Genomic DNA, 23,053 nt, shown 5'->3' with positions numbered 1-23,053 from the left:
ATGCCTTCATGTCTGGCGGGCCGCGTGCGGCAGGTTGGTGGAGACGGGTGTGTGACGATTTTCGAACTTGGAACGTGCATCGGCGGCCAGTGGTCGCCGCAGATCGGCGATCCGGACGTGACCGGTTGGCTGACCGTGCTGTCCTACAGCGTGACGGCATTTCTGGCGCTGGCCGTGTGGCGGGACCTGAAGGGCCGGCGCGGCCGGGCATTCTGGGCGGTGCTGGCGGTGCTGCTGGCGTTCTTGGCCATCAACAAGCAACTGGACCTGCAAAGCGCGGTCACCGCCGCGGGCAAGTGCCTGGCGCGGGCGCAGGGATGGTACGCCAACCGCCGCATCGTCCAGGTGGCCTTCATCGCGGTTCTGCTGGCCGGGGTGCTGGTGACGCTGGCAGGCGCGATGATGGCCTTGCGGGGCAGCCTGTCGCGCAACCTGCTGGCGGTCGTCGGGCTGGCCATCCTTCTGGGCTTCGTGATGGTCCGTGCCGTCAGCTTCCACCATGTCGACCTTCTGATCGGCAGCCGCAGCCTTGGCGTCCCGAACAATTTCCTGTTCGAGAACGCGGGCCTGCTGCTGATCGCGCTGAACGCGGTGGTGCTGTTGCGCCGCCCGGCGTCGCGGCTGGCTTGACCAGCCCGCCGAGACGGGGCGCGGCCCGCGGCTCATGCCGGCTCGGCAACGAACTCGCGGATGTCGACCAGGTGGCCCACCACGCCCGCCGCCGCCGCCATGGCAGGCGACATCAGGTGGGTGCGGCCCTTGTAGCCCTGCCGCCCCTCGAAGTTGCGGTTCGAGGTCGCCGCGCAGCGTTCGCCCGGTGCCAGTTGGTCGGGGTTCATCCCGAGGCACATCGAACACCCCGCCAGCCGCCATTCGAAGCCCGCTTCGGTGAAGATGGCATCCAGCCCCTCTTCCTCGGCCTGGGCGCGCACGAGGCCGGAACCCGGCACGACCATGCCACGCACGCCCGGCGCCAGCTTGCGGCCCCGCAGCACGTCTGCGGCGGCGCGCAGATCCTCGATCCGGCCATTGGTGCAGCTGCCGATGAAGACCGCGTCGATGGCGATGTCGGTCAGCGGCGTGCCCGCCGCCAGGCCCATGTAGTCCAGCGACCGGCGCGCAGCCTCGACCTTGCCGCCGGCGAAATCGGTGGGCGAGGGGACGGTGGCGGTGATCGGCAACGCATCCTCGGGCGAGGTGCCCCAGGTGACGGTGGGCGCGATATCCTCGGCGCGGATGGTCAGCACCTTGTCGAAATGCGCGCCGTCGTCAGAGAACAGCGTCTTCCACCAGGCGACCGCGGCTTCCCACTGCGCGCCCTTGGGCGCATGGGGGCGGCCCTGGACATAGGCGAAGGTGACCTCGTCGGGGGCGATCAGGCCGGCGCGCGCGCCACCCTCGATCGCCATGTTGCAGATGGTCATGCGGCCTTCCATCGACAGGTTGCGGATTGCCTCTCCGCAATATTCGATGACATGGCCGGTGCCGCCCGCCGTGCCGGTTTCGGCGATGATGCGCAGGACGATGTCCTTGGCGGTCACGCCCGGCGCCAGGCGGCCGGTGATTTCCACCTTCATGTTCTTCGATTTCGACTGGATCAGTGTCTGGGTTGCCAGCACATGCTCGACCTCGGACGTGCCGATGCCGTGGGCCAGCGCGCCGAAGGCGCCGTGCGTCGCGGTGTGGCTGTCGCCGCAGACGACGGTCATGCCGGGCAGGGTCCAGCCCTGTTCGGGTCCGACGATATGCACGATGCCCTGGCGGATGTCGTTGACGGGGTAATAGACCACGCCGAAGTCGCGGGCGTTGCGGTCCAGCGCGTCGACCTGCACGCGGCTCTCCTCGTTGTCGATGCCGGTCTGGCGGTCCAGCGTGGTCGGCACGTTGTGGTCGGGAACCGCGATGGTCCGTTCCGGCGCGCGGACCTTGCGGCCGGTCATGCGCAGCCCCTCGAAGGCCTGCGGGCTGGTCACTTCGTGGACCAGGTGGCGATCGATATACAGAAGGCATGTCCCGTCGTCCTGGCGGTCGACGACGTGGGCGTCCCAGATCTTGTCGTAGAGCGTGCGCGGCGCGGAAGCTGCGGGAATGGTCATGGCTGAGGTCTTTCGGCTGTGATGCAGGGTGCGGGCAGGCAAAAGCGGGCGGTGACCCGCAGACGCTCAGCCCCGCGCGGTCACGCAGAGCGTTTCGCCATAGAAGCGCTGCGGCAGGCGCGCGCGGTCATGGATATCGAAATAACGCATCATCCCCGCAGATTAGGCCAGTGCAGTCAATGTGGCAAGGGCCAGCCGCGGGGGCTGCCTGCAAGGAATCTGCCTGCGGTGATTGAGATGGGTCGAAAAGATGCTATGTTGGGGGGACCCCTGCGCCGGGGGCTTATCGGCGCGCCGACCGGAGGATACAACCCTGTCACAAGACGTCCCGTCGGCCCAAGGGCCGGCCACGACCACCGCGAGAGAGGCGCTGACCAGCGACCAGGTGCTCTCGCTCGTCCTGACTTCGCTGGATGACGACAAGGCCGAGGAGGTCGTCTCGATCGACCTGCGCGGCCGCACGGCCATGGCCGATCACATGGTGATCGCCTCGGGCCGCAGCTCGCGCCAGGTGGGTGCCATCGCCGAAAAGCTGGCCGACCGAGTCAAGCAGGCCACCGGCCGCAGCCCCCGGATCGAGGGCAAGGATGCCGGCGACTGGGTGCTGATCGACACCGATGACGTGATCGTCCACGTCTTCCGCCCCGAGGTCCGCGAATTCTACCAGCTGGAGAAGATGTGGATGCCGGCCGATGCGCTGACGCGCGTGCGCGAAGGCGCCCGTCCGCAGCCGTAAGCCGTGCGCATCGACATCGCTGCCGTGGGGCGGCTGAAGAAAGGCCCCGAGGCGTCACTGGTCGCCGACTACCTCGAACGCTTTGCACGAACCGGCCGGAGCCTCGGGCTGCCGGCCGTTTCGATGACCGAGGTCGATGACCGCCGCGCCGGCACCATGGCCGCCGAGGCCGAGTTGCTGACGCGTGCCATCCCCGCCGGCGCGGCCATCGTCATGATGGACGAACGTGGTGATCAGCCCACCTCGCCCGAATTCGCGGCACGGCTGGCCGGCTGGCGTGACGGGGCGCGCGACGTCTGCTTCGTCATCGGCGGCGCGGACGGGTTGGATCCGGCCCTGCGCGCGCAGGCCGACTGGCAGATCAGTCTCGGCCGGATGGTCTGGCCGCACCTTCTGGTCCGCGTCATGCTGGCCGAGCAGCTTTATCGCGCGGCCACCATCCTGGCCGGGTCGCCCTACCACCGGGTCTGAACGTTTTGCGGGCAGGGCAGGTGGTTGCCCCTGACGCGTGACCGATGTTTTTTGCCGCAGCCCATCAACATCCCGGGGGTCCGGGGCCAGTGCCCGGACGCTCGGTTGCCGCCGCCGCGCCGCTTGCGTAGAAGGGGGAAAACCGCGAGGCACCGATGACCAAACCCGTGATCCTGTGCATTCTTGATGGCTGGGGCATCTCTGACCGTCCCGAGCAGAGCGCGCCGGACCTGGCCGACACGCCGAACTTCGACCGCCTCATGCGCGATTGTCCGCATGCGACGCTGGTCACACATGGTCCCGATGCGGGCCTGCCGCGCGGCCAGATGGGCAATTCCGAGGTCGGGCACACGAATATCGGGGCTGGCCGCGTCGTCGCGATGGACCTGGGGCAGATCGACCTGGCGATCGAGGACGGCAGCTTCGGGCAGAACATTGCGCTTCTGGACTTCATCGCCCAGTTGAAGGCCAGCGGCGGGACGGCGCACCTGATGGGCGTCATCTCGGACGGCGGGGTGCACGGGCATGTCGACCATGTGCTGGCCGCGGCTTGTGTCGTAGCCGGGGCGGGCGTGCCCGTCGTCATCCACGCGATCACCGACGGCCGCGACGTCGCCCCCGATTCGGCGCCCGGCTTTATCGCCACCCTGCAGCAGGGCCTGCCCGAAGGCGCACGGATCGGCACCGTCATCGGCCGCTATTACGCAATGGATCGCGACAACCGGTGGGACCGTATCCAGCGTGCCTACGACGCGATGATCCATGGCCGGGGCGAGGAGGCGCGCGACGCGGGAACTGCCGTCGCCGTCGCCCATGCGCGCAACGAGACGGACGAGTTCATCCAGCCCTTCGTCATCGACGGCTATAACGGCGCGACGGACGGTGACGGGTTCTTCTGCCTGAACTTCCGCGCCGACCGGGCGCGAGAGATCCTGCTGGCCGTCGGCGCCCCCGACTTCGACGCCTTCGACCCGGAGGAGCGTCCGCATTGGGCTGGGCTGCTGGGCATGGTCGACTATGGCACGCGCCACGACGGTTTCGTGACGGCGGCCTATCCCAAGCAGCAGGTGGTCAACACGCTTGGCGCGTGGGTGGCCTCTCATGGGTTGCGGCAGTTCCGCCTGGCCGAGACCGAGAAATATCCGCACGTGACCTTCTTCCTCAATGGCGGCAAGGAAACGCCCGAACCGGGCGAGGACCGCCACATGCCGCAAAGCCCCAGGGTCGCGACCTATGACTTGGCGCCCGAGATGGCCTCGGCCGAGGTGGCCGACAGCCTCGTCGGCGCCATCGACGCGGGATACGACCTGATCGTCGTGAACTTCGCGAACCCGGACATGGTCGGTCACACCGGTGACCTGGCCGCCGCGATCCGCGCCTGCGAGGCGGTCGACCGCAGCCTGGGTCGGATGCTGGACGCGCTGGAGCGTGCGGGCGGTGCGGCGGTGATCTGCGCCGACCACGGCAACTGCGAACAGATGATCGACCCGGTGACCGGCGGCCCGCACACGGCGCATACGCTGAACCCGGTGCCCGTCATCGTCTTCGGCGGTCCCGTCGGCGCGACGCTGCGCGATGGACGGCTGGCCGACCTGGCACCGACGGTCCTGGACCTGATGGGGCTGGAGCAGCCGGTCGAAATGACCGGCCAGAGCCTGATCCGCCGATGATGCTTCGCCCCCTTGCCCTGGCGCTGGCCACCTGGGCGTTTGTCGGCGGTGCCGCCGCGCAGCCGATGACCCCCGCGAATCAGGCCGTCGCCGATGCCGAGGATGCCGCCGCCCTGCTGCGCGCCGCCCTGGGACAACTGGCCGATGCCGTGGCCGCCGACGACCAGGTCCTGGCGCTGACCGAGGTGATCCGCGGTTATGAGCTGGGGCTGGCCGCCCTGCGCGACGGCCTGCGCCAGGCCAGCGCCCGAGAGGCCGAGCTGCGCGACCGGTTCGAGGCACAGCGCGAACGCCTGGGGCAGGTGCTTGGGGCGATGACCGCCCTGCAGCAGAGCCCCGAATCGACGATGCTGCTGCACCCGGCGGGGGCGTTGGCGAATGCGCGGTCGGCCATGATCCTGTCGGCGGTGACGCCCGGCCTGCGGGCCGAGGCCGAGGCGCTGCAGGCGGACCTGGACGAGATCGCCACGGTGCGCGAGCTTCAGGCCAATGCGGCGGGGATGCTGGGGGCGGGGCTTGCCTCGGTGCAAGAGGCGCGGCGGCTGCTGGTCAGCGCCACCAAGGACCGCAGCTCGATGCCGGTGCGCTATGCCGAAGACCCCGAGGAGCTGCAGGAGCTTCACGCGGCCGCCGACAGCCTCGACGCCTTTGCCGATGGCATCGCGCGCATGGAAAAGGATGTCGGCGCCCCGATGGAGGACTTCGAAAGCGCGCGGGGAAATCTGCCGCTGCCGGTCATCGGCACGATCCTTCGGCCCTATGATGAACCCGACGCCGCCGGCGTGCGGCGACCGGGCTGGGTGATCGCCACGCCCCCCGCCGCGCTTGTGCAGACGCCGTGGCCTGCGACCATCCGCTATCGCGGGCCGTTTCTGGATTACGGCAATGTGATGATCGTTGAGCCCGCGCGTGGCTATCTTGTGATATTTGCAGGCCTCGCGCAGGTGTTCGGCGAGGTGGGCGACGTGCTGAAGGCGGGCGACCCCGTCGGCCTGATGGGCGGAACCGAGGCTCCGGCCCAGGAATTCGGATCGCAATTCGTGACCGACGCCGTCCGCGGCGGAGAGGCCGGGCGCAGCGAGACGCTGTATCTGGAATTGCGCCAAGGCAACGAAACGCTGGACCCGGCGGACTGGTTCGTGCTGAATCCCGTCGTCGAGCCGCAACAGGACTGAGGCAGGAAAGACCGTCATGAGACAATATCTGATCGCAGGCTTGGGGGGCGTTCTGGCCGGTGCGCTGGTCACGACGCAGATCGCCGGCCCCCTGCTGGCGCAGGAAACCGACGGCAACGCCTCGGTCTACCAGCAGCTCGAGCTGTTCGGGAACGTGTTCGAGCGCATCCGCAGCGATTATGTCGAGGCGCCCGAGGACAAGGCCCTGATCGAGGCCGCGATCAACGGCATGCTGACCTCGTTGGACCCGCATTCCAGCTTCCTGTCGTCGGACGCCTACGAGGACATGCAGACCCAGACCCGCGGCAGCTTCGGCGGCCTGGGGATCGAGGTCAGCCAGGAAGAGGGGATGGTCAAGGTCGTCTCGCCCATCGACGACACGCCGGCGGCGCAGGCGGGTGTGCAGTCGGGCGACTTCATCACCCATGTGAACGGCGAGTCGCTGCTCGGCCTGACCCTGGACGAGGCCGTCGAGATGATGCGCGGCCCGATCGGGTCCGAGATCACCATCACCATCCTGCGCGAGGGCGAGAGTGAGCCATTCGATCTGACCATGTCGCGCGACACGATCAAGCTGACGGTGGTACGCAGCCGGGTCGAGGGTCATGCCGTGATCCTGCGCGTGTCGACCTTCAACGACGAGACCTATGACACGCTGAGGGCGGAACTGGACAAGGCGGTCGAGGAGGCCGGCGGAATCGACAGGGTCACGGGTTTCGTGCTGGACATGCGCAACAACCCGGGCGGCTTGCTGAACCAGGCGATCAGCGTCTCCGATGCCTTTCTGGACGCAGGCGAAATCGTCAGCACCCGCGGTCGCCAGCCCGAGGAAAGTGAGCGCTGGAACGCCGAGCCGGGCGACCTGGCGCAGGGCAAGCCGATGGTCGTGCTGATCAACGGCGGCTCGGCCAGCGCATCCGAAATCGTGACCGGGGCCCTGCAGGACCACCGCCGCGCCATCGTCGTGGGCGAGAAGTCGTTCGGCAAGGGCTCGGTCCAGACGGTGATGCCGGTCACGTCCGACAGCGCGATCCGGCTGACGACGGCGCGGTACTATACGCCGTCCGGCCGGTCGATCCAGGCGCTTGGCATCCAGCCCGACATCCTGGTGGCGCAGCCCGCCCCGGCACCCGAGGCCGAGGAGGACGAACCGCGCACCGAGAGCAGCTTCAGCCGGTCCGAGGCCGACCTGCGCGGCGCGCTCGGCAACGATGTCAGCGACGAGATGCGCGACCAGATGGAGACCGAGGCCGCCGAGGTCGAAGCGACCGCGGCGCTTCGCGAGGAGGATTACCAGCTGGCCTACGCGGTCGACATCCTCAAGGGTCTGGCCGCCGTGGCATTCCAGGCGGACCAGGTGCCTGCCGCCGCAACCCCTGCCGTCACGGGCGAGGGGTCGGTCGACGGCGCGGATGCCGGCGACCAGGGCTGAAGGCATGACCGAACGCACCGGCCCCGGCGGGCTGCCCTATCGGCCCTGCGCGGGCGTGGTCCTGATGAACCGCGACGGCTTGGTCTTCGCGGGCAGCCGCATCGACATGCCCGGCGCCTGGCAGATGCCGCAAGGCGGAATCGACGGTGACGAGACCCCACGCGAGGCCGCCCTGCGCGAACTGGTCGAGGAGACCGGCGTCAGCCCCAGCCTTGTCGAGGTCGTGGACGAGACGCCGGGCTGGGTGTTCTACGACCTGCCGCCCGAGCTTCTGGGCCGCGTCTGGAAGGGCCGCTTCGGCGGGCAGCGTCAGAAGTGGCTGCTTCTGCGCTTCCTCGGCCAGGACAGCGACGTCCGCATCCAGACCGAGCATCCCGAGTTCGACCGCTGGCAGTGGATGCAGGCCGACGCGCTGCTGGACAACATCGTCCCCTTCAAGCGCCACGTCTATGCCGAGGTACTGGGCACCTTTCGCGACCGCTTGGCTTGACCTTCGGGTCGAGCCGCACCGCCTGCTTGCGCGGCTCTTGCGGCACTCTCCGTGACCGCCCCGGCACCGTGTTCGGCGTACAGGCGGGGCATCTCTCTGCGCCGACAGAGACGCCACAATATCCTTGCGTGGGAGGCACCACACCTGCGGTGTGCGTTTGGAACCTGCCTTCCCGCGCCTCCTCTGACCGACCACGATCTGCCGCGCTGATGTTGGCGCGCAAGACCTGGACAGTCGCCGTCTTCCGCCGCTCGGAGCCAGATTCGCGCGCTGACCTTCGATCAGGCCCTACGAACGACTCGCATTGCTCACCCTTGGGCAGCCGCTAGCCGATCCGGCTGGGGCGGGTGTAACTGCTTGCGGCGAGACCCCATTCCGGCAGCGTCACAATCCGCCGGTTCCGGTCGAGCACGAGGTCGACCAGCCCTTCACAGGCACAGGCACAGGCACAGGCACAGGCACAGGCACAGGCACAGGCACAGGCAGAGGCACATCGGCTATCGTTACTATATCGCGTTGTAGCGGTGCTGCGTCGCAATGAGCAACGTGATCGCCCGGCATTGACTGCCGACACGTGCTTGTCTTACGTCGGGTAAAGCGTCCCTTGGCGTGCCGGAGAGAAGGAAGCAGCACTTCCACCTGCTGGAATGGCGCCAACCACCGGACGAAAGAGTGCGGCCAGCCGGTGGTCGCATCGGAATCCTTGGACGTCCCGACAGGGAGCGGTGGCAAGTTCCGGTCATTGCCACCTCTCCAGCGCGCGGAGATTCTGGCTGATGTGCTTATGGAGTTTCCGGCGCCCGGCCCCAGGCGTCCTCGAAGATCAGGTCGTCCAAGGGGGCGCGGCGGCCCCAGCCGCGGGCCTGCAGTTCGGGTTCCTCGTAGAGCTCGGTCACGTGGCCGAGGCAGAGATAGGCGACGGGGACGACGTGCGGGGGCAGGTCCAGCGCCGCGCGCAGGGCGTCCTGGCGGAAGATGCTGACCCAGCCGACGCCAATCCCTTCGGCCCGGGCGGCCAGCCACAGGTTCTGGACGGCGCAGACGGTGGAATAGAGATCGGTCGCCGGATCGTGCGTCCGGCCCAGCACATGCGCGCCGCCCCGGTTGCGGTCGCAGGTGATGCAGAGGTTCACGGGGCTTTCCAGAATCCCCTCCAGCTTCAGCGAGGAATAGAGCCCCTTGCGGTCGGGAAAGCGCTCGGCCGCTTCGGCATTTGCGGCGCTGAAGGCGTCGTGAAGGCGGCGCTTGCGCGCCGGGTCGCGGATCAGGATGAAATTCCACGGTTGCGACAGCCCGACCGAGGGCGCGTCATGCGCCGCCTGCAGAAGGCGGCGCAGCGTGTCGGGGTTGATCGGGTCGGGGCGGAACTGGCCCCTGACGTCGCGGCGCAGCCGTATGGCACGATAAACGGCGTCACGCTCGGCTTGGGAAAACGGCCCCGCCGGGGCGGGACCGGGGGCGGACACCGTCACCCGCGCAACTGGCCCAGCAGGATCGAGGTCGGATAGCCATCCGGCGTCGCCCCGATGGACCGCTGGAAGGCCGCCACGGCCTCCATCGTGCCCGATCCGAAGAGGCCGTCGATCTCTCCGTCATAGAAGCCGCGCTGGCGCAGGCGGACCTGGATCTCTTCCCGCTCGGACGTGGACAGCGGGCGGTCGTTGCGCGGCCAGGACCCTTGGATGCCCGACCGCCCGGCGATGCGCTCGCCCAGGAAGGCCACGCCAAGCGCGTAATTGTCCGAATTGTTGTAGCGCAGCAGTGACCGGAAGTTGTCGCCGATGAAGAAGGCGGGGCCACGCGCCCCCGCCGGCATGATGATCGAGCCGCTGCCCCCCGGCATCGCGCCGCCACCGATGCGGCGCACGCCGAGCGACGACCAGTCGCTGCGCCGCGTGCCTTTGCCGATCAGGCTCATGTTGAAGTTCGCGGGCAGCTGCACCTCGGCCCCCCAGGGCTGACCGGCCTGCCAGCCGTTCCGCGCAAGGTAGGCGGCGGTCGACGCCAGGGCGTCGGTCGGGTCCTCGGACCAGATGTCGCGGCGGCCGTCGCCGGTGAAGTCCACCGCATATTCCAGATAGGAGGTCGGCATGAACTGCGTGTGGCCCATCGCGCCGGCCCAGCTGCCCAGCATGTGTTCCGGGTCGGTGTCGCCGGCCTGCAGGATGCGCAGCGCGGCGATCAGCTGGCTCTGGAACATCTCTCCCCGGCGGCCGTCATAGGCCAGCGTCGCGAGGGACGGGATGATCTGCATCTTGCCGCGGTTGGCGCCGAAGTTCGATTCCATCCCCCAGACGGCCAGCACGATTTCGCGCGGGACGCCATAGCGGGCCTCGATTGCCGACAGGGTGCGCGCCAACTGCGCATTCTTCTGGCGGCCGGTCTCGATCCGGCTGTCGGACACGGCGCTGTCCAGATACAGCCAGACCGGGCGCGAAAATTCGGCCTGCTTGCGGTCCAGCCGGATCACGTCGGGGTTGTAGCGCGCCAACCGCATGGCGTTGTCATAGGTCCCCGCCGACACGCCCGAGGACAGGGCGCGGCTGCGGAAGGACTGCACGAAGCGCTGCAGCCCGGCCTCGTCGCCGGGGGATGCGGCGGGAATGGCCGCCGGGGTGACCGGTGCCGCAGCGGGACCCGACATGGGCATGCGCGACATCGGCGCGCCGCAGGCCGCAAGGGCGCCGATCAGCGCGGTGGACATCAGGATACGGGGGAAGCTCATGTAGATCGCCTGTCTTTGTTCGCTCGATTGGTGTTTTTTACATCAGTCTAGCCATTCCCGCGCCGGTTGGGTAGGGCGCAGTCTCGCTAATGGCGCGGGTCCTGCTGGGCGGCCTCGTCGCTGAAATAGGGCGTCATCTGGGCGATGATCACCGAGTTCTCGGCCAGCGCGCGCTCCATCAGCGCCCGTTCCTGGGGGTCGATCTCGTGGCCTTCCTCCAGCCGTTCCTCCAGCGTGCCATAGCCGGTGACGTCCAGGGGCGCCATGTCGGCCTGTTTCAGGATCGCGACGGTCTCGCGGACCGCCTCGGCCTCGTCCTGGCCGGGGGCATAGCAGACAAGGCCCGCGCCGGTTGCACGGTCCGGCAGGCCGTCGCCGGACTTGCGGCCCAGTTCGACGACAAGGGTGAAGACCTTCATGCGTTCCTCCGTTGGTTCCGCCGCAGGCACATCACGTCAAGCGGTCTGCCGCAACCCCTGGTCCAGCAGCCGGCGCATCAGGGGGCTGTCGGGACGGCCAAGCGCATCGATGACATCGAAGTGGTGCAGGCCGGGGTCGATCACGCAGTCGGTCGCCGCGCCGAGACCCGCCCAGATGTCGGCCAGAAGCCGCGCCTGACGGATGAACTCGGGCCGCTCCATCCCGCCGACCCAGGTGGTGACGGGAATGCCGGGGCGGGGTTCCTGCAGGGCCGGGCTTTCGGCCCAAGCCTCGGTCGGGTCCAGCCGAAGCGTGTCGTTCATTGCGGTTCGCATCAGCGGCCGGAGGTCCGTCAACGGAGAGATCGGCACGCAGGCCGTCACCCGCGCGGCCACCCTGTCCGGCAGGACGCCCACGCAGACCATGCGCGCCGCAAGATGCCCGCCGGCGGAATGGCCCGTCAGCGCGATCGGACCGTCGACGCGGGCGGCGGCATCCGCCACGGCCTCTGCGACTTCGGCCGTCATGGCGGCGATCCGCGCCTGGGGCGCCAGCGTATAGGCGGGCATGGCGCAGGCCCAACCCGCTGCCAGCGCGCCCGCGGCCAGGTGCGACCAGACGGACGGATCGAAGCGCATCCAGTAGCCGCCGTGGACGAACACCATCAGGCCCCGGGGCTGCCCCTCGGGCAGGAACAGGTGTCCGCGACCCAAGGGCCGCGGCGGATGGCTGGTGTGGAAGGCCCGGGCGGCGTCGGTCCAGCGCGGGGCATAGCCGTCCGCGTCGGGAATATGCGCGCCATTGGCATAGGCGTCGTTCCAGTCGGTGATCCGGTACAGCAATTCGCCCCTCGTTCGGCCCCCTCTTCCGGGCAGGTGACCCGGCTGATAGCGTGCCGTCAAGAGGGAGCCAATTATGACCGACTTTGCCAGGACGCGCGCCGCATTCCACCTGCCGCAGGGGGTGACCTACCTTGACGGCAATTCGCTGGGGGCGATGCCCATCGCCGCTGCCGACCGGGTGGCGCGGATGATGCGGGACGAATGGTCCGAGATGCTGATCACCGGCTGGAACAAGGCCGGCTGGTACGTCCAGCCGCGCAAGGTCGGCGACCGGATCGCGCGCCTGATCGGCGCCGGCGCCGGCGAGGTCGTGATGGGCGACACGCTGTCGATCAAGGTGTTCCAGGCGCTCAGCGCCGCGCTGGCGCTGCGGCCCGACCGGAAGGTGATCCTGTCCGACAGCGGCAACTTCCCCTCGGACCTCTATGTGGCCGAGGGAATCGCCCGCGCGATGGGCGCAACGCTGCGGGTCGTCTCCCCCGAAGAGGTCGAGGCCGCCATCGGCCCCGATCTGGCGGTGCTGATGCTGACCGAGGTCGACTATCGCACCGGGCGCCGCCACGACATGGCGGCGCTGACGGCCCGCGCGCATGACGCTGGCGCGCTGGCACTGTGGGACCTGGCGCATTCGGCGGGCGCGGTGGACGTGGACCTGCACGGGGCGGATGCGGATTTCGCTGTCGGCTGCACCTACAAGTATCTCAATGGCGGGCCGGGGGCGCCGGCCTTCATCTGGACCCATCCGCGTCATGCCGATGCCGCGCAGCCGGTCCTGCAGGGCTGGATGGGTCATGCCGCGCCCTTCGCCTTCGACAGGGACTATCGCCCCGCCCAAGGGATCGAGCGGATGCGGGTCGGCACGCCCCCCGTCATCGCCATGGCCGCGCTGGATGCGGCGCTGGACGTCTGGGACGGCGTCACGATGACCGACCTTCGCGCGCGGTCCATCCAGCTGACCGAGGCCTTCATCGCCGGGGTCGAGAGGGAATGTCCGGACCTTGTCCTGAACTCGCCCCGCGACCCGCAGCGGCGCGGATCGCAGGTGGGGTTCCGGCATCCGCAGGGCTATGCGGTGATGCAGGCGCTGATCGGCCAAGGCGTCATTGGCGACTTCCGCGCCCCCGACGTGCTGCGTTTCGGTTTCGCGCCGCTTTACAACGATGAAGGCGATGTTTCGCGGGCGGTTGCCGTGCTGGCTCGAATCCTGCGCGACAAAAGTTGGGACGACATTAAATTTCGCGAAAAGGCCGCAGTGACCTGAGGGAACGGGGCTTCCCAAATCACCGGAATCGGCAGACAGAAGGCAGCATTGATATCGAGGCTGTCCTCATGTTGAAACACACTGTCGCGGCGATTTATGTCGCGTGTGCAATGCCTGTCTTGGCGCAGCAGGCCACGCCGGCCGATCTGCGCGTCGGTGTGGTCACGGCCGAAACGCAACCCTTGTCGATCGATCTGCAGCTGTCGGGTCAGATCGAGGCGATCGACACGGTCGAACTTGGCTTCCGGCAGGGCGGCCGCGTCACTCAGGTCCTGGTTGAGGAAGGCAATCACGTCAGCGTCGGACAGCCGCTGGCGCGGCTGGATGCGGTCCAGCAGGATCAGGCGCTGAACGTCGCCGAGGCGGGGTTGGGCGCGGCACGGGCGGGGGCCGAGCAGGCGCGGCAGGCCCGCGACCGGGCGATCGCGCTGCTGGACCGGGGCGTGGGCACGCGCGCGGCCGCCGACCAGGCCGAACAGGCGCTGTCACAGGCAGAAGGCGCGCTGGAGCGGGCGGAATCGGCCGTCGATCAGGCCCGTCGCGCGGTCGACGACACCGTGCTGCGTGCCCCGGACGATGCGGTCGTCACAGGAAAGTCGCTGGCGCCGGGCCAGGTGGTCGCGCCCGCGCAACCGGTGCTGACCCTGGCCGAGACGAACGGCCTCGAGGCCGTGTTCAACGCCCCCGACGATCCCGTGCTGCGTGAGATCCTGGGTCGCAAGGTGCGGCTGACCACGCTGGACATCCAGCGTCCCGACATGACCGGCACCGTGACCGAAGTGTCGCCGCTGGTCGACCCAGAGAGCGGCACCGTCACCGTGCGGGCGCAGTTCGACGCATTGCAGCCGATGGCGGGGCTGCTGGGCGCGTCGATTCGCGGGCATTTGCGGCTTGCGTTGGACGAGGGCGTGGTCGTCCCGTGGAATGCGCTGATGCGACAGGGTGACGAGGCGGCGGTCTGGACCGTCGATTCCGACCGCCGGGTGTCGCTGACGCCGATCCGCATCGCCCATTTCGTCGACGGCGCGATCTACGTGGCCGAGGGGCTTTCGGATGGGCAGCAGGTCGTGGGCGAGGGTTCGCAGCTTCTCTACCCCGGCCGCCGCGTGATCCCCGTGCAGGAGGAGCAGCCATGAACCGCCTTCTGCTGGCGCTCGCCTGCGCCTTGGCCGCGAGTCCGGCTGCCGCGCTTGGTCTGCCCGACTGGCTGACCGGCGAGGCCGAGGCTGAGGCGGCGGCCGGTCCGCCGCGCCCCGTGGTCAGCGTCATCCTTGAGGACCGAAGCGCCGGCGAACGCTGGATTCCGGGCGTCGTGCAGGCGCGCACGCAGGTCCAGCTGGGCTTCGAGACCCTTGGCCGGATGATCGACCGGCCGGTCGATCTTGGCGACGAGGTTGCCGAAGGGCAGCTGCTGGCGCAGCTGTCGACCGAGGATCTGTCCGCGACCACCCGCGCCGCCCGCGCGGCGCTGGCCGCGGCCGAGGTGCAGGCGCGCACCGCCCGCGCCACCCTGGAGCGGACCGAGGCGCTGGCCGCACGCAACGTCGCGTCCGATGCCCAGCTGGAACAGGCACAGCAGGCCGGCAGCGCAGCCCTTGCCGAGGTCGAGCAGGCCCGGTCCGAACTTGTGCGCGCCGAGAATGCCGAAGGACTGGCCCGCATGACGGCCCCGTTCGCGGGCGTGATCAGCGCCGTCTCCGAGTCGCCGGGCGCCGTCGTCGGCGCGGGCGCCCCGGTCGTGCAACTCTCGGCCAAGGATACGCCCGAGGTCGTGCTCGACCTGCCGGCGCAGTCGCTGGTCGGGCTGGAGCCCGGTGCCACCTTCGCGGTCTGGCACAGAAACGAGCCGGACGCCGAGGTGACGGCGGTCCTGGACCGGATCGACCCGGTCGCCGACAGCGCCACGCGGACGCGCCGCCTTTACCTGGACCTGCCGCCTGACGCGCCGTTCCGGCTTGGGGCGCTGGTCCGCGCCCGGCTTGGCATGGCCGATGCGCCCTCGCTGTCGCTGCCGTCCGAGGCGGTGGTGAGCGGCGACGATGGCAGCGCCGTCTGGCGGGTCCGCCGCAAAGGCGAGACCGCGCAGGTCGAACGCGTCCCGGTCGAGGCGGCGGCGCCCTTCCGCGGCCGCGTCTCGATCATGTCCGGGCTGCAGGCGGGCGACGAGATCGTCATCCGCGGAGTGAGATCCCTGACCCCTGGTCAGGCCGTCGGCCGGAGGCTGGACCCTTGAAACGCTTCAACCTGTCGGACTGGGCGCTGCATCACCGCAGCTTCGTGTGGTTCCTGCTGATCGTCTCGATGGTTGCGGGCACCGTCAGCTATGGGAACCTCGGTCGCGAGGAAGACCCCGACTTCACCATCAAGACGATGATCATCGCCGCCGCCATGCCGGGCGCGACCATCCACGAGACGCTGACGCAGGTCACCACCCGGATCGAGACCAAGCTGGAGGAACTGGACGAGCTGGACTTCACGCGCTCGGTCACCATGCCGGGGCAGGCCGTCGTCTATGTCGAGCTGGACCCGACCATCCGCGGGCCGGCGGTCCCCGAGGTCTGGAAGCGCGTGCGTCAGATGATGTCCGACATCCGTCCGGACTTTCCGCGCGAGTTTCAGGGCTTCCAGTTCAACGACAATTTCGGCGACGTCTTCGGCAACATCTATGCCTTCAACGCGGACGGCTTCACCATGCGAGAGCTGTGCGACCGGGTCGAGGCGATCCGCCGACAGGTCTCGGCGCTGGACGCGGCCGGCAAGACGGAGCTTCTGGGAGAGCAGGACGAGGAGATCTTCCTCGAATTCTCGGCCGCGCGGCTGGCGGCACTGGGGCTGAACCAGTCGCAGGTCGTGGCCACGCTGGCGCAGCAGAACGCCATCGCGCCCTCGGGCGTCATTCATGCGGGACCCGAACGCATCCTGGTCCGCATCGGCGGCCAATTCGACGACGCGGGAGAGATCGAGGCCGTGAACCTCCGCGTGGGCGAACGGTTCTTCAACCTGGCCGACGTGGCGACGGTTACCCGCGACTATCAGGACCCGCCGACGTCGCTCTTCCGTTATAACGGTCAGCAGGCCATCGGCCTTCAGGTCGGCATGCGCGACGGCGGCAACATTCTCGAATTCGGCAAGGAGCTGGACGCGCTGATGGCCAAGGTCGCCGCCGACCTTCCCATCGGGATCGAGATGGCGAAGTTTGCCGACCAGCCCCACGTGGTCGAGGACGCCGTGGGCCATTTCGTCAAGGCCCTGGCCGAGGCCGTGGGCATCGTCCTGATCGTCAGCTTCATCAGCCTTGGGCTGCGCGCAGGCCTGGTCGTCACGCTGACGATCCCGCTTTGCCTGGCAATCACCTTCGTGATCCTGGACATCTATGGCATCACCCTGCAGCGGATTTCGCTTGGCGCGCTGATCATCGCGCTGGGTCTTCTGGTCGACGACGCGATGATCGCCATCGAAACGATGATCTCTCGGCTGGAGGTCGGCGAGTCGTTGGAAAACGCCGCCAGCTACGCCTGGACCTCCATCGCCTTTCCCATGCTGACGGGGACGCTGGTGACCGTCGCGGGCTTCATCCCAATCGGGCTGAACAGTTCGGCCGCGGGGGAATTCACCTTCTCGCTGTTCGTGGTGATCGCGGTGTCGCTGGTGGTGTCCTGGGTCGTGGCGGTGCTGTTCGCGCCGCTTCTGGGGGTGACCTTCCTGTCGTCGAAGATGGCGCAGCACCACAGCGGGCCCGGTCGCCTGCGCCGTGCATTCCACCGCCTGCTGCGCGTCGCGATGCGGATGAAATGGCTGACCATCGCCATCACCGTCGCAATCTTCGCTACCTCGGTCTGGGGAATGCGCTTCGTCGAGCAGCAGTTCTTCCCGACCTCGGACCGGACCGAGGTGCTGGTCGACATCACCGAACGCCAGAACGTGTCCATCGCCCGCACCCGCGCCGACATGGACCGGCTGGAGGCGACGCTGGCGGAAGATGAGGACGTGCTGTTCTGGACATCCTATGTCGGGCAGGGGGCGCCGCGGTTCGTGCTGTCGATGGACGTGCCGACGGCAGGTCCGCACATGGGCCAGATCGTGATCCAGACGCCCGACCTTGCCGCGCGCGACCGCGTCAAGGCGCGCCTGAACCGGCTAGCCGTCGAGGAGTTTCCGGGCGTCGACATCTACGTCAAGAACCTGGAGATCGGCCCGCCCGTCGGCAAGCCCGTCCAGTACCGCGTGACGGCGCCCGATGCGGACGCCGCGCGCGACGCGGCGCGCGGGCTGGCGACGCTGATGGCAGAGGAGCCGCGCCTGCGCGACATCGCGCTGGACTGGAACGAGCCTGCGCGGATGGTCCGCCTGGTCGTCGACCAGGACCAGGCGCGCCAGCTGGGCGTGACCAGCGCCGATATCGCGCAGGCGCTCTCCAGCCTCTTCAACGGAACGCAGGTGACGCAGCTTCTGGACGACATCTTCCTGATCGATGTGGTGGCGCGGGGGCAGGCGACCGACCGGCAGTCGCTGGCATCGATCCGCAACCTGCAGCTGAACCTGGCCGACGGCCGCAGCGTGCCCCTGTCGGCGCTGGTGACGCTGGAATACGGGTCAGAGCAGCCGCTGATCATGCAGCGGAACGGCCTGCCGACGGTAACGGTCAAGGCCGCCATTGCCACCGCCGACCAGCCCGCGACCTTGGTCGCCGCTTTGGCCGACAGGGTCGCCGACTATCAGGCCACCCTTCCATCGACGGTCCAGGTCGAGGTCGGCGGCTCGGTCGAAAGCTCGGCCGAAAGCCAGGCGCCCATCGCGGCAGTGGTGCCGGTGATGCTGCTGATCATGGCGGTGCTCGTCATGGCGCAGATGCAAAGCTTCCGGCTGTCGATGATCGTGCTGGCCGCCGCGCCCCTTGGCCTCATCGGCGTCGTCGCGGTCCTCGTGCCCTTCGGCGTGCCGATGGGCTTCGTGGCGATCCTGGGCATCCTGGCGCTGATCGGTATCCTGATCCGCAACTCGGTGATCCTGGTCCACGAGATCCGGGAACTGCTCCACAAGGGCCGCAGCCAGTGGGACGCCGTGTTCGAAGCTTCGGATAGCCGTGCCCGACCGATCCTGCTGACCGCGGCTGCGGCCTCGCTGGCGCTGATCCCGATCTCGCGGCAGGTGTTCTGGGGTCCGATGGCCTATGCCATGATGGGCGGCATCATCGCAGGCACGCTGGTCACCTTGGTCTTCGTGCCGGCCCTTTATTGCGCCGTCTTCCGCGTCCGCCCGCCGAGGGCATAATCCGGGCGGTAATCTTCGGGGGGGCCGGGGGGCGAAGCGCCCCCGGCCGTCGCGGGACGCAGAAAGCGCCCCGAGATCCTCTCGGGGCGCCCGTTCTCGGTTATTCGGCCGCGTCGCGCTTGGGCAGGACCCAGTTCGGCCGCGGGAAGTGGCAAGTATAGCCGTTCGGGATCCGCTCCAGGTAATCCTGGTGCTCGGGCTCGGCCTCCCAGAAATCGCCGACCGGCTCCATTTCGGTCACGACCTTGCCCGGCCAGATTCCCGACGCGTCAACATCGGCAATCGTCTCCTCGGCGACGCGCTTCTGGTCGTCATCAACGAAATAGATGGCCGAGCGATAGCTCAGCCCGACGTCGTTGCCCTGCCGGTTCGGCGTCGTGGGGTTGTGGATCTGGAAGAAGAATTCGAGGAGCCGGCGATAGCTGATCGTCTGCGGATCAAAGGTGATCTCGATCCCCTCGGCGTGGGTGCCGTGGTTGCGATAGGTGGCGTTCGCGACGTCGCCACCGGTATAGCCGACGCGGGTCGAGATAACGCCCGGCAGCCGCCGGATCAGGTCCTGCATGCCCCAGAAGCAGCCGCCGGCCAGAACTGCGCGCTCAGCCATGGGGCACCTCCTCGACTTGCGACACATAGTCGCCATAGCCTTCGGCCTCCATGCGGTCCTTGGGCACGAAGCGCAGCGCGGCCGAGTTGATGCAATAGCGCAGGCCCCCCGCCTCGGGCGGGCCGTCGGGGAAGACATGGCCCAAGTGGCTGTCGCCATGCTTCGACCTGACCTCGGTCCGGACCATGCCGAAGCTGACGTCGCGATGTTCGATCACCATGTCGTCCACCGGCTTGGTGAACGCCGGCCAGCCGCAGCCCGAGTTGTATTTCATGCCGCTGACGAACAGCGGCTCGCCCGACACGACGTCGACATAGATGCCGGATTCGAAGTGGTGATCGTATTCGCCGGTGAAGGCACGCTCGGTGCCGTTCTCCTGCGTCACGCGGTACTGCTCCGGCGTCAGCCGGTCGACCGCGTCCTGCGTTTTTCCATAAGCCAAGTGTTCCTCCACGAATGTGGCCCCGTTCGGTCCCTTATATGGGGACCGCGGGCCCATTCCGCAAAGGTCAGAGCCGCGAAAGGGCGTCCTTGGCCGCGGCGTATTCGGCAGCAAGCCGGTCGATCCGCTCTGCCGCCGGCTCGATCCCGCGCACGGCGCCGATCCCCTGGCCCGCGCCCCAGATCTGGCTCCAGGCCTTGGCCTTGGCGGACCCGCCGCCAAAGTTCATCGCGCTGGCATCCGCTTCGGCCAGATTCGCGGGGTCCATCCCTGCGTTGCGGATCGACGGCGCAAGGTAGTTGCCCGACACGCCGGTGAACAGCGACGACGTGACGATGTCCATCGCGCCCGACTCGACGATCATCTGCTTGTAGGCGGGATCGGCGTTCGCTTCCTCGGTCGCGATGAAGGGGCTGCCGATATAGGCCAGGTCGGCCCCCATCGCCTGCGCCGCCAGCACCGCCCGCCCGGTGGCGATGGCGCCCGACAGCAGAAGCGGTCCGTCGAACCATTCGCGGATTTCCTGTACCAGGGCGAAGGGCGACTGCGGGCCGGCATGTCCCCCGGCACCGGCCGCCACGGCGATCAGGCCGTCGGCACCCTTCTCGATCGCCTTCTTCGCGAAGGTGTTGTTGATCACGTCGTGCAGCGCGATGCCGCCGCAGTCATGGGCGGCCTCGTTCACCTCGACCCGCGCGCCAAGCGACGTGATCCAGATCGGCACCTTGTGGCGGTGGCAGATCTCGATGTCGCGTTCCAGCCGGGCGTTGCTGCGATGGACGATCTGGTTCACGGCAAAGGGCGCGGCCGGCCGGTCGGGATTCGCGTGGTTGTGGCGGTCCAGCTCCTCGGCGATGCGGGTCAGCCAGGCGTCCAGCATCGACGGCTCGCCCTCCTTCTCGCGCGCGTTCAGGGCGGGAAAGCTGCCGACGATGCCCGCCTTGCACTGCGCGATCACCAAGTCCGGCCCCGACACGATGAACATGGGCGAGGCGACGACGGGGATGCGCAGGTTCTGCAGGATCGGTGGCAGCATGTTTTCCCTCCAGGTGTGGCGCCACGATGACGCGGCACCCGCCGCGCGACAAGAAGTGACGCGGCGACAGGGGTCGAGATTGACGGCCGCCCGATTTCCACGAATGTGCAGGCTATTCCCGCAGCCTTTTTCCTGAAACGTCATCCGTGTCGTTCATCGCCCGTTCGATCATCCATGCGCTGGCGTTTGCGGCGGGCGTGCAGCCGGCGGCTGCTGACGGCCGCAGCGTCAGACTGTCCATCGGCTATGGCCATGTCGAAGCCGACGAGAGGATCTTCGATCCGCGCGGCTTGCGCAGCCACCCGACCTGGACCGCCGAGGTGCCGATGGGCACGGTCCAGGTCCGCAGCGACCTGCCCGGGGTGTGGGTGCTGACCGGCAGCCTGTCCACCGCACTCGGCGACGGTGGCGTACATGTCCGACTTCGACTGGCTGCAGCTGGGCACCGACGACTGGAGCCACAGGTCGCTGCACCCGGACACGCGGCTGAACTGCTATGTCGATGCCGACCTGGCGGTGGGGCGCGACATGGCGGGCCCGGCGGACATGTCGCTGAACCTGCATGGCAGCTTGCGTACAGCGACATCGAGTGGGAGGCGCGGGGCGGCAGCTTGGTCTGTTCCAGCGACGGGTTCCGCGACGCTGCCCGACGGGCTGACGGTCGTGTCCTATCGCCCGAGGCAGGTCAGCCTGTTTGCCGGCGTCGAGGTCGACCGGCAATTCGGCGACTGGACCGTCAGCGGACGCGTCAGGGGCGGCGTCGGGATCAACCCGTGCGAGACCGATCACCACTGGCTGCGCGACCTGCGCTTCGACCGCAGCTATGACGCGACGCCGTTCGTCGACCTTGCGGCGCGGGTGGACTATCGGCTGACCGATCGCACGATGGCCTTCGTGCAGGCGCGCCACGTCCGGCACGACGACCGGCGCGGCGATTCGCGCTATTCGCAGATCAAGACCGGTCAAGGGGATCGGCAGCGCCGACTGGAACGCCGGAATGGGCCTGTCGGTGACGCAGGTGTCCGTCGGCGCCAGCCACGGGAAGAGGCAGCGGAAGCCCCAAAGGCCCGGCGGGGTCGCCCTCCCAAAGCCGCGGCCGATACGGCAGCCGAGGGATCAGTCGATGCGCCACGGGCGACCAAGGGCCGCAAGCCCAAAGCCGTGACCGAAGAGGGCACGGAAGCGCCGGCTGCTGCCGTTGGAGAGGACGACGCGCCAAAGGCGAAGAGGGGCCGCAAGCCGAAGGTGGCACCCGAAGGCTCCGACACAGCTGAATAAAAGAGCCGGAGGTTGCGCCGCTCATGACGCCGCAGGCGGACATTCTTGCGGAGGTTCTGGCCGGGCTGGTCGAGCGGGTCACGGTCGACAACACCGAAAATGGCCTCTGCGTGCTGCGGCTCAAGGCGCGCGGGTTGTCGGTCATTGTTGTACAACTCGGTCAAAAACGCCTACAGGATCGAGGAGCGGGAGCTACTTTTATCCCTGACATCCTTGGGCAGGCCAACGGGCTTATGTCCACAAGATCATTGTGAAGGCTTACTGCCTAGCATTGCGTTGGAGCCTGCCGACGATTGCGGTCGAACGTTGGCTGGAGATCCCACCGTGGATGTTTGATCAGGCCGCCAGCCAATCCTGGCACCTCCGATGTTCCCCACTGGTGTTGACCGCGACCCTGACCCGCTCGGCGGCAGTGTTTGATGACGCGGGGGCAACTCTCACCAGCTCATCGAGACTGCGGGAGCCAGGCGCGGCACCGAGCTCCCTAGTGGCAACTCCGGGAGAAGATCATGTTATCTACCAGGCATCGCACCGGCATTGATGATGTGACCGCCCTCCGAGGAGGAGGGGGTCGCCGCGCAACGCTGGCCTAGGGAGGAGGAGGGGCCGCTTATGGGGTGCGGTGTCAGCCAGGGAGGAGGGGCTTTCACCGCCTGCGCGGTCCCGGGGACGGAGGAGGAGAGGGTCCGGCGCATGGGGTGCCGCAGATGGGGCGGCTATGTTACGTGCGGCGGCCCTGGGGAGGAGGATCGGAGCCGCAGCGGCCCGCACGAAACCCTGGGAGGAGGAGGGGGTTGCTTCAAGTACTTGGCCACCGTGATCAACTCCGGGATGTTGCTCATCTGGATGGCGCCGTCGCCCACCATCGCGATCACGGGCCGCTCGGGATAGGCGAACTTGGCTGCGATGGCATAGGGCACCGCCGCGCCCATCGACGCCAGGCCGCCGGACAGCGACGCCATTTTTCCGCGCCGCATCTTCAAGGCAGTTTCAACCGGTCGTCGCAACACCTTCGATCATATCCTGTTTGAGAAGCCGGTCGAGAGCCTCTGCCGGTGTTTGCCACGCCAGCGTTTTTCGGGGGCGCGTGTTCAGCGCTTG

The 23,053-nt window shown here is 68.3% G+C and carries 22 protein-coding genes; 13 read left to right on the top strand and 9 right to left on the bottom strand.

Annotation, left to right across the window (positions count from 1 at the left end; genetic code table 11):
* Positions 1-51 precede the first annotated feature (51 nt).
* A complete protein-coding gene (locus tag OC159_RS14715; protein ID WP_265501932.1) occupies positions 52-630 on the top strand; it encodes a hypothetical protein in 579 nt (192 codons plus the stop codon).
* A gap of 32 nt (positions 631-662) precedes the next feature.
* On the opposite strand, the gene leuC is transcribed toward OC159_RS14715, so the two are convergent.
* On the bottom strand, positions 663-2,096 hold the full coding sequence (gene leuC, locus OC159_RS14710) for a 3-isopropylmalate dehydratase large subunit (RefSeq protein ID WP_265501931.1): 1,434 nt from the start codon (positions 2,094-2,096) through the stop codon (positions 663-665).
* Positions 2,097-2,346: 250 nt separating this feature from the next.
* Between leuC and rsfS the strand changes: the two genes are divergently transcribed.
* From rsfS to OC159_RS14680, 6 genes are all read left to right on the top strand, one after another.
* Entirely contained in the window at positions 2,347-2,832 is a 486-nt protein-coding gene (gene rsfS / locus OC159_RS14705) for a ribosome silencing factor (RefSeq protein ID WP_265501929.1), read from the top strand.
* A gap of 3 nt (positions 2,833-2,835) precedes the next feature.
* Positions 2,836-3,303, top strand: coding sequence for a 23S rRNA (pseudouridine(1915)-N(3))-methyltransferase RlmH (gene rlmH / locus OC159_RS14700; RefSeq protein ID WP_265501928.1), 468 nt, complete (start codon positions 2,836-2,838; stop codon positions 3,301-3,303).
* A gap of 155 nt (positions 3,304-3,458) precedes the next feature.
* A complete protein-coding gene (gpmI, locus tag OC159_RS14695) occupies positions 3,459-4,973 on the top strand; it encodes a 2,3-bisphosphoglycerate-independent phosphoglycerate mutase (RefSeq protein WP_265501927.1) in 1,515 nt (504 codons plus the stop codon).
* Entirely contained in the window at positions 4,973-6,148 is a 1,176-nt protein-coding gene (locus OC159_RS14690) for a murein hydrolase activator EnvC family protein (protein WP_407674139.1), read from the top strand. The genes gpmI and OC159_RS14690 overlap by 1 nt, the downstream gene beginning before the upstream one ends.
* 16 nt (positions 6,149-6,164) lie before the next feature.
* The gene (locus tag OC159_RS14685; RefSeq protein WP_265501925.1) at positions 6,165-7,580 is read left to right on the top strand and encodes a S41 family peptidase; all 1,416 of its coding nucleotides are present in this window, start codon (positions 6,165-6,167) and stop codon (positions 7,578-7,580) included.
* A gap of 4 nt (positions 7,581-7,584) precedes the next feature.
* Positions 7,585-8,070, top strand: coding sequence for an RNA pyrophosphohydrolase (locus OC159_RS14680; RefSeq protein WP_265501924.1), 486 nt, complete (start codon positions 7,585-7,587; stop codon positions 8,068-8,070).
* Between the two features lie 782 nt (positions 8,071-8,852).
* Here OC159_RS14680 and bluB read toward each other — a convergent pair.
* The 4 genes from bluB to OC159_RS14660 form a co-directional block, all read right to left on the bottom strand.
* Positions 8,853-9,542, bottom strand: coding sequence for a 5,6-dimethylbenzimidazole synthase (gene bluB / locus OC159_RS14675; protein ID WP_407674137.1), 690 nt, complete (start codon positions 9,540-9,542; stop codon positions 8,853-8,855).
* The gene (locus OC159_RS14670; protein ID WP_265501923.1) at positions 9,539-10,795 is read right to left on the bottom strand and encodes a lytic murein transglycosylase; all 1,257 of its coding nucleotides are present in this window, start codon (positions 10,793-10,795) and stop codon (positions 9,539-9,541) included. Before OC159_RS14670 ends, bluB begins: the two co-directional genes overlap by 4 nt.
* An 86-nt stretch (positions 10,796-10,881) precedes the next feature.
* Complete coding sequence (locus tag OC159_RS14665; RefSeq protein WP_265501922.1) at positions 10,882-11,214, bottom strand: hypothetical protein; 333 nt, start codon at positions 11,212-11,214, stop codon at positions 10,882-10,884.
* Positions 11,215-11,250: 36 nt separating this feature from the next.
* The gene (locus tag OC159_RS14660; RefSeq protein WP_407674136.1) at positions 11,251-12,057 is read right to left on the bottom strand and encodes an alpha/beta hydrolase; all 807 of its coding nucleotides are present in this window, start codon (positions 12,055-12,057) and stop codon (positions 11,251-11,253) included.
* 73 nt (positions 12,058-12,130) lie between these two features.
* Between OC159_RS14660 and kynU the strand changes: the two genes are divergently transcribed.
* The 4 genes from kynU (at position 12,131) to OC159_RS14640 (ending at position 18,589) form a co-directional block, all read left to right on the top strand.
* Complete coding sequence (kynU, locus tag OC159_RS14655) at positions 12,131-13,318, top strand: kynureninase (protein ID WP_265501921.1); 1,188 nt, start codon at positions 12,131-12,133, stop codon at positions 13,316-13,318.
* A gap of 68 nt (positions 13,319-13,386) precedes the next feature.
* The gene (locus OC159_RS14650) at positions 13,387-14,454 is read left to right on the top strand and encodes an efflux RND transporter periplasmic adaptor subunit (RefSeq protein ID WP_265501920.1); all 1,068 of its coding nucleotides are present in this window, start codon (positions 13,387-13,389) and stop codon (positions 14,452-14,454) included.
* Entirely contained in the window at positions 14,451-15,551 is a 1,101-nt protein-coding gene (locus tag OC159_RS14645) for an efflux RND transporter periplasmic adaptor subunit (protein ID WP_265501919.1), read from the top strand. Before OC159_RS14650 ends, OC159_RS14645 begins: the two co-directional genes overlap by 4 nt.
* A complete protein-coding gene (locus OC159_RS14640) occupies positions 15,548-18,589 on the top strand; it encodes an efflux RND transporter permease subunit (RefSeq protein ID WP_265501918.1) in 3,042 nt (1,013 codons plus the stop codon). The genes OC159_RS14645 and OC159_RS14640 overlap by 4 nt, the downstream gene beginning before the upstream one ends.
* Positions 18,590-18,689: 100 nt before the next feature.
* On the opposite strand, the gene msrA is transcribed toward OC159_RS14640, so the two are convergent.
* The 3 genes from msrA to OC159_RS14625 form a co-directional block, all read right to left on the bottom strand.
* Complete coding sequence (gene msrA, locus OC159_RS14635) at positions 18,690-19,196, bottom strand: peptide-methionine (S)-S-oxide reductase MsrA (protein ID WP_265501917.1); 507 nt, start codon at positions 19,194-19,196, stop codon at positions 18,690-18,692.
* Positions 19,189-19,638: a peptide-methionine (R)-S-oxide reductase MsrB gene (gene msrB, locus OC159_RS14630; protein WP_265501916.1), complete on the bottom strand. Its 450-nt coding sequence runs from the start codon at positions 19,636-19,638 to the stop codon at positions 19,189-19,191. Before msrB ends, msrA begins: the two co-directional genes overlap by 8 nt.
* A 67-nt stretch (positions 19,639-19,705) precedes the next feature.
* Positions 19,706-20,674 carry an NAD(P)H-dependent flavin oxidoreductase gene (locus tag OC159_RS14625; RefSeq protein ID WP_265501915.1) on the bottom strand — a complete coding sequence of 323 codons (969 nt, stop codon included), beginning with the start codon at positions 20,672-20,674 and terminating at the stop codon, positions 19,706-19,708.
* A 414-nt stretch (positions 20,675-21,088) separates the two neighbouring features.
* On the opposite strand from OC159_RS14625, the gene OC159_RS14620 reads away from it, so the two are divergent.
* Together OC159_RS14620 and OC159_RS14615 are read left to right on the top strand one after the other, a co-directional pair.
* Entirely contained in the window at positions 21,089-21,952 is an 864-nt protein-coding gene (locus OC159_RS14620; RefSeq protein ID WP_265501914.1) for an omptin family outer membrane protease, read from the top strand.
* 23 nt (positions 21,953-21,975) lie between these two features.
* Positions 21,976-22,206, top strand: coding sequence for a hypothetical protein (locus OC159_RS14615; RefSeq protein WP_265501913.1), 231 nt, complete (start codon positions 21,976-21,978; stop codon positions 22,204-22,206).
* 462 nt (positions 22,207-22,668) lie between these two features.
* Here the strand turns inward: OC159_RS14615 and OC159_RS14610 are convergent, their stop codons facing one another.
* Positions 22,669-22,929, bottom strand: a complete 261-nt coding sequence (locus OC159_RS14610) for a thiamine pyrophosphate-dependent enzyme (RefSeq protein ID WP_265501960.1) — start codon at positions 22,927-22,929, stop codon at positions 22,669-22,671.
* Positions 22,930-23,053 lie beyond the last annotated feature (124 nt).

Source organism: Paracoccus beibuensis (assembly GCF_026162625.1).
GTDB classification, from domain to species: Bacteria; Pseudomonadota; Alphaproteobacteria; order Rhodobacterales; family Rhodobacteraceae; genus Paracoccus; species Paracoccus beibuensis.
The sequence above is the reverse complement of the archived record's forward strand: the minus strand, read 5'-3'. Positions and strand labels throughout refer to the sequence as shown.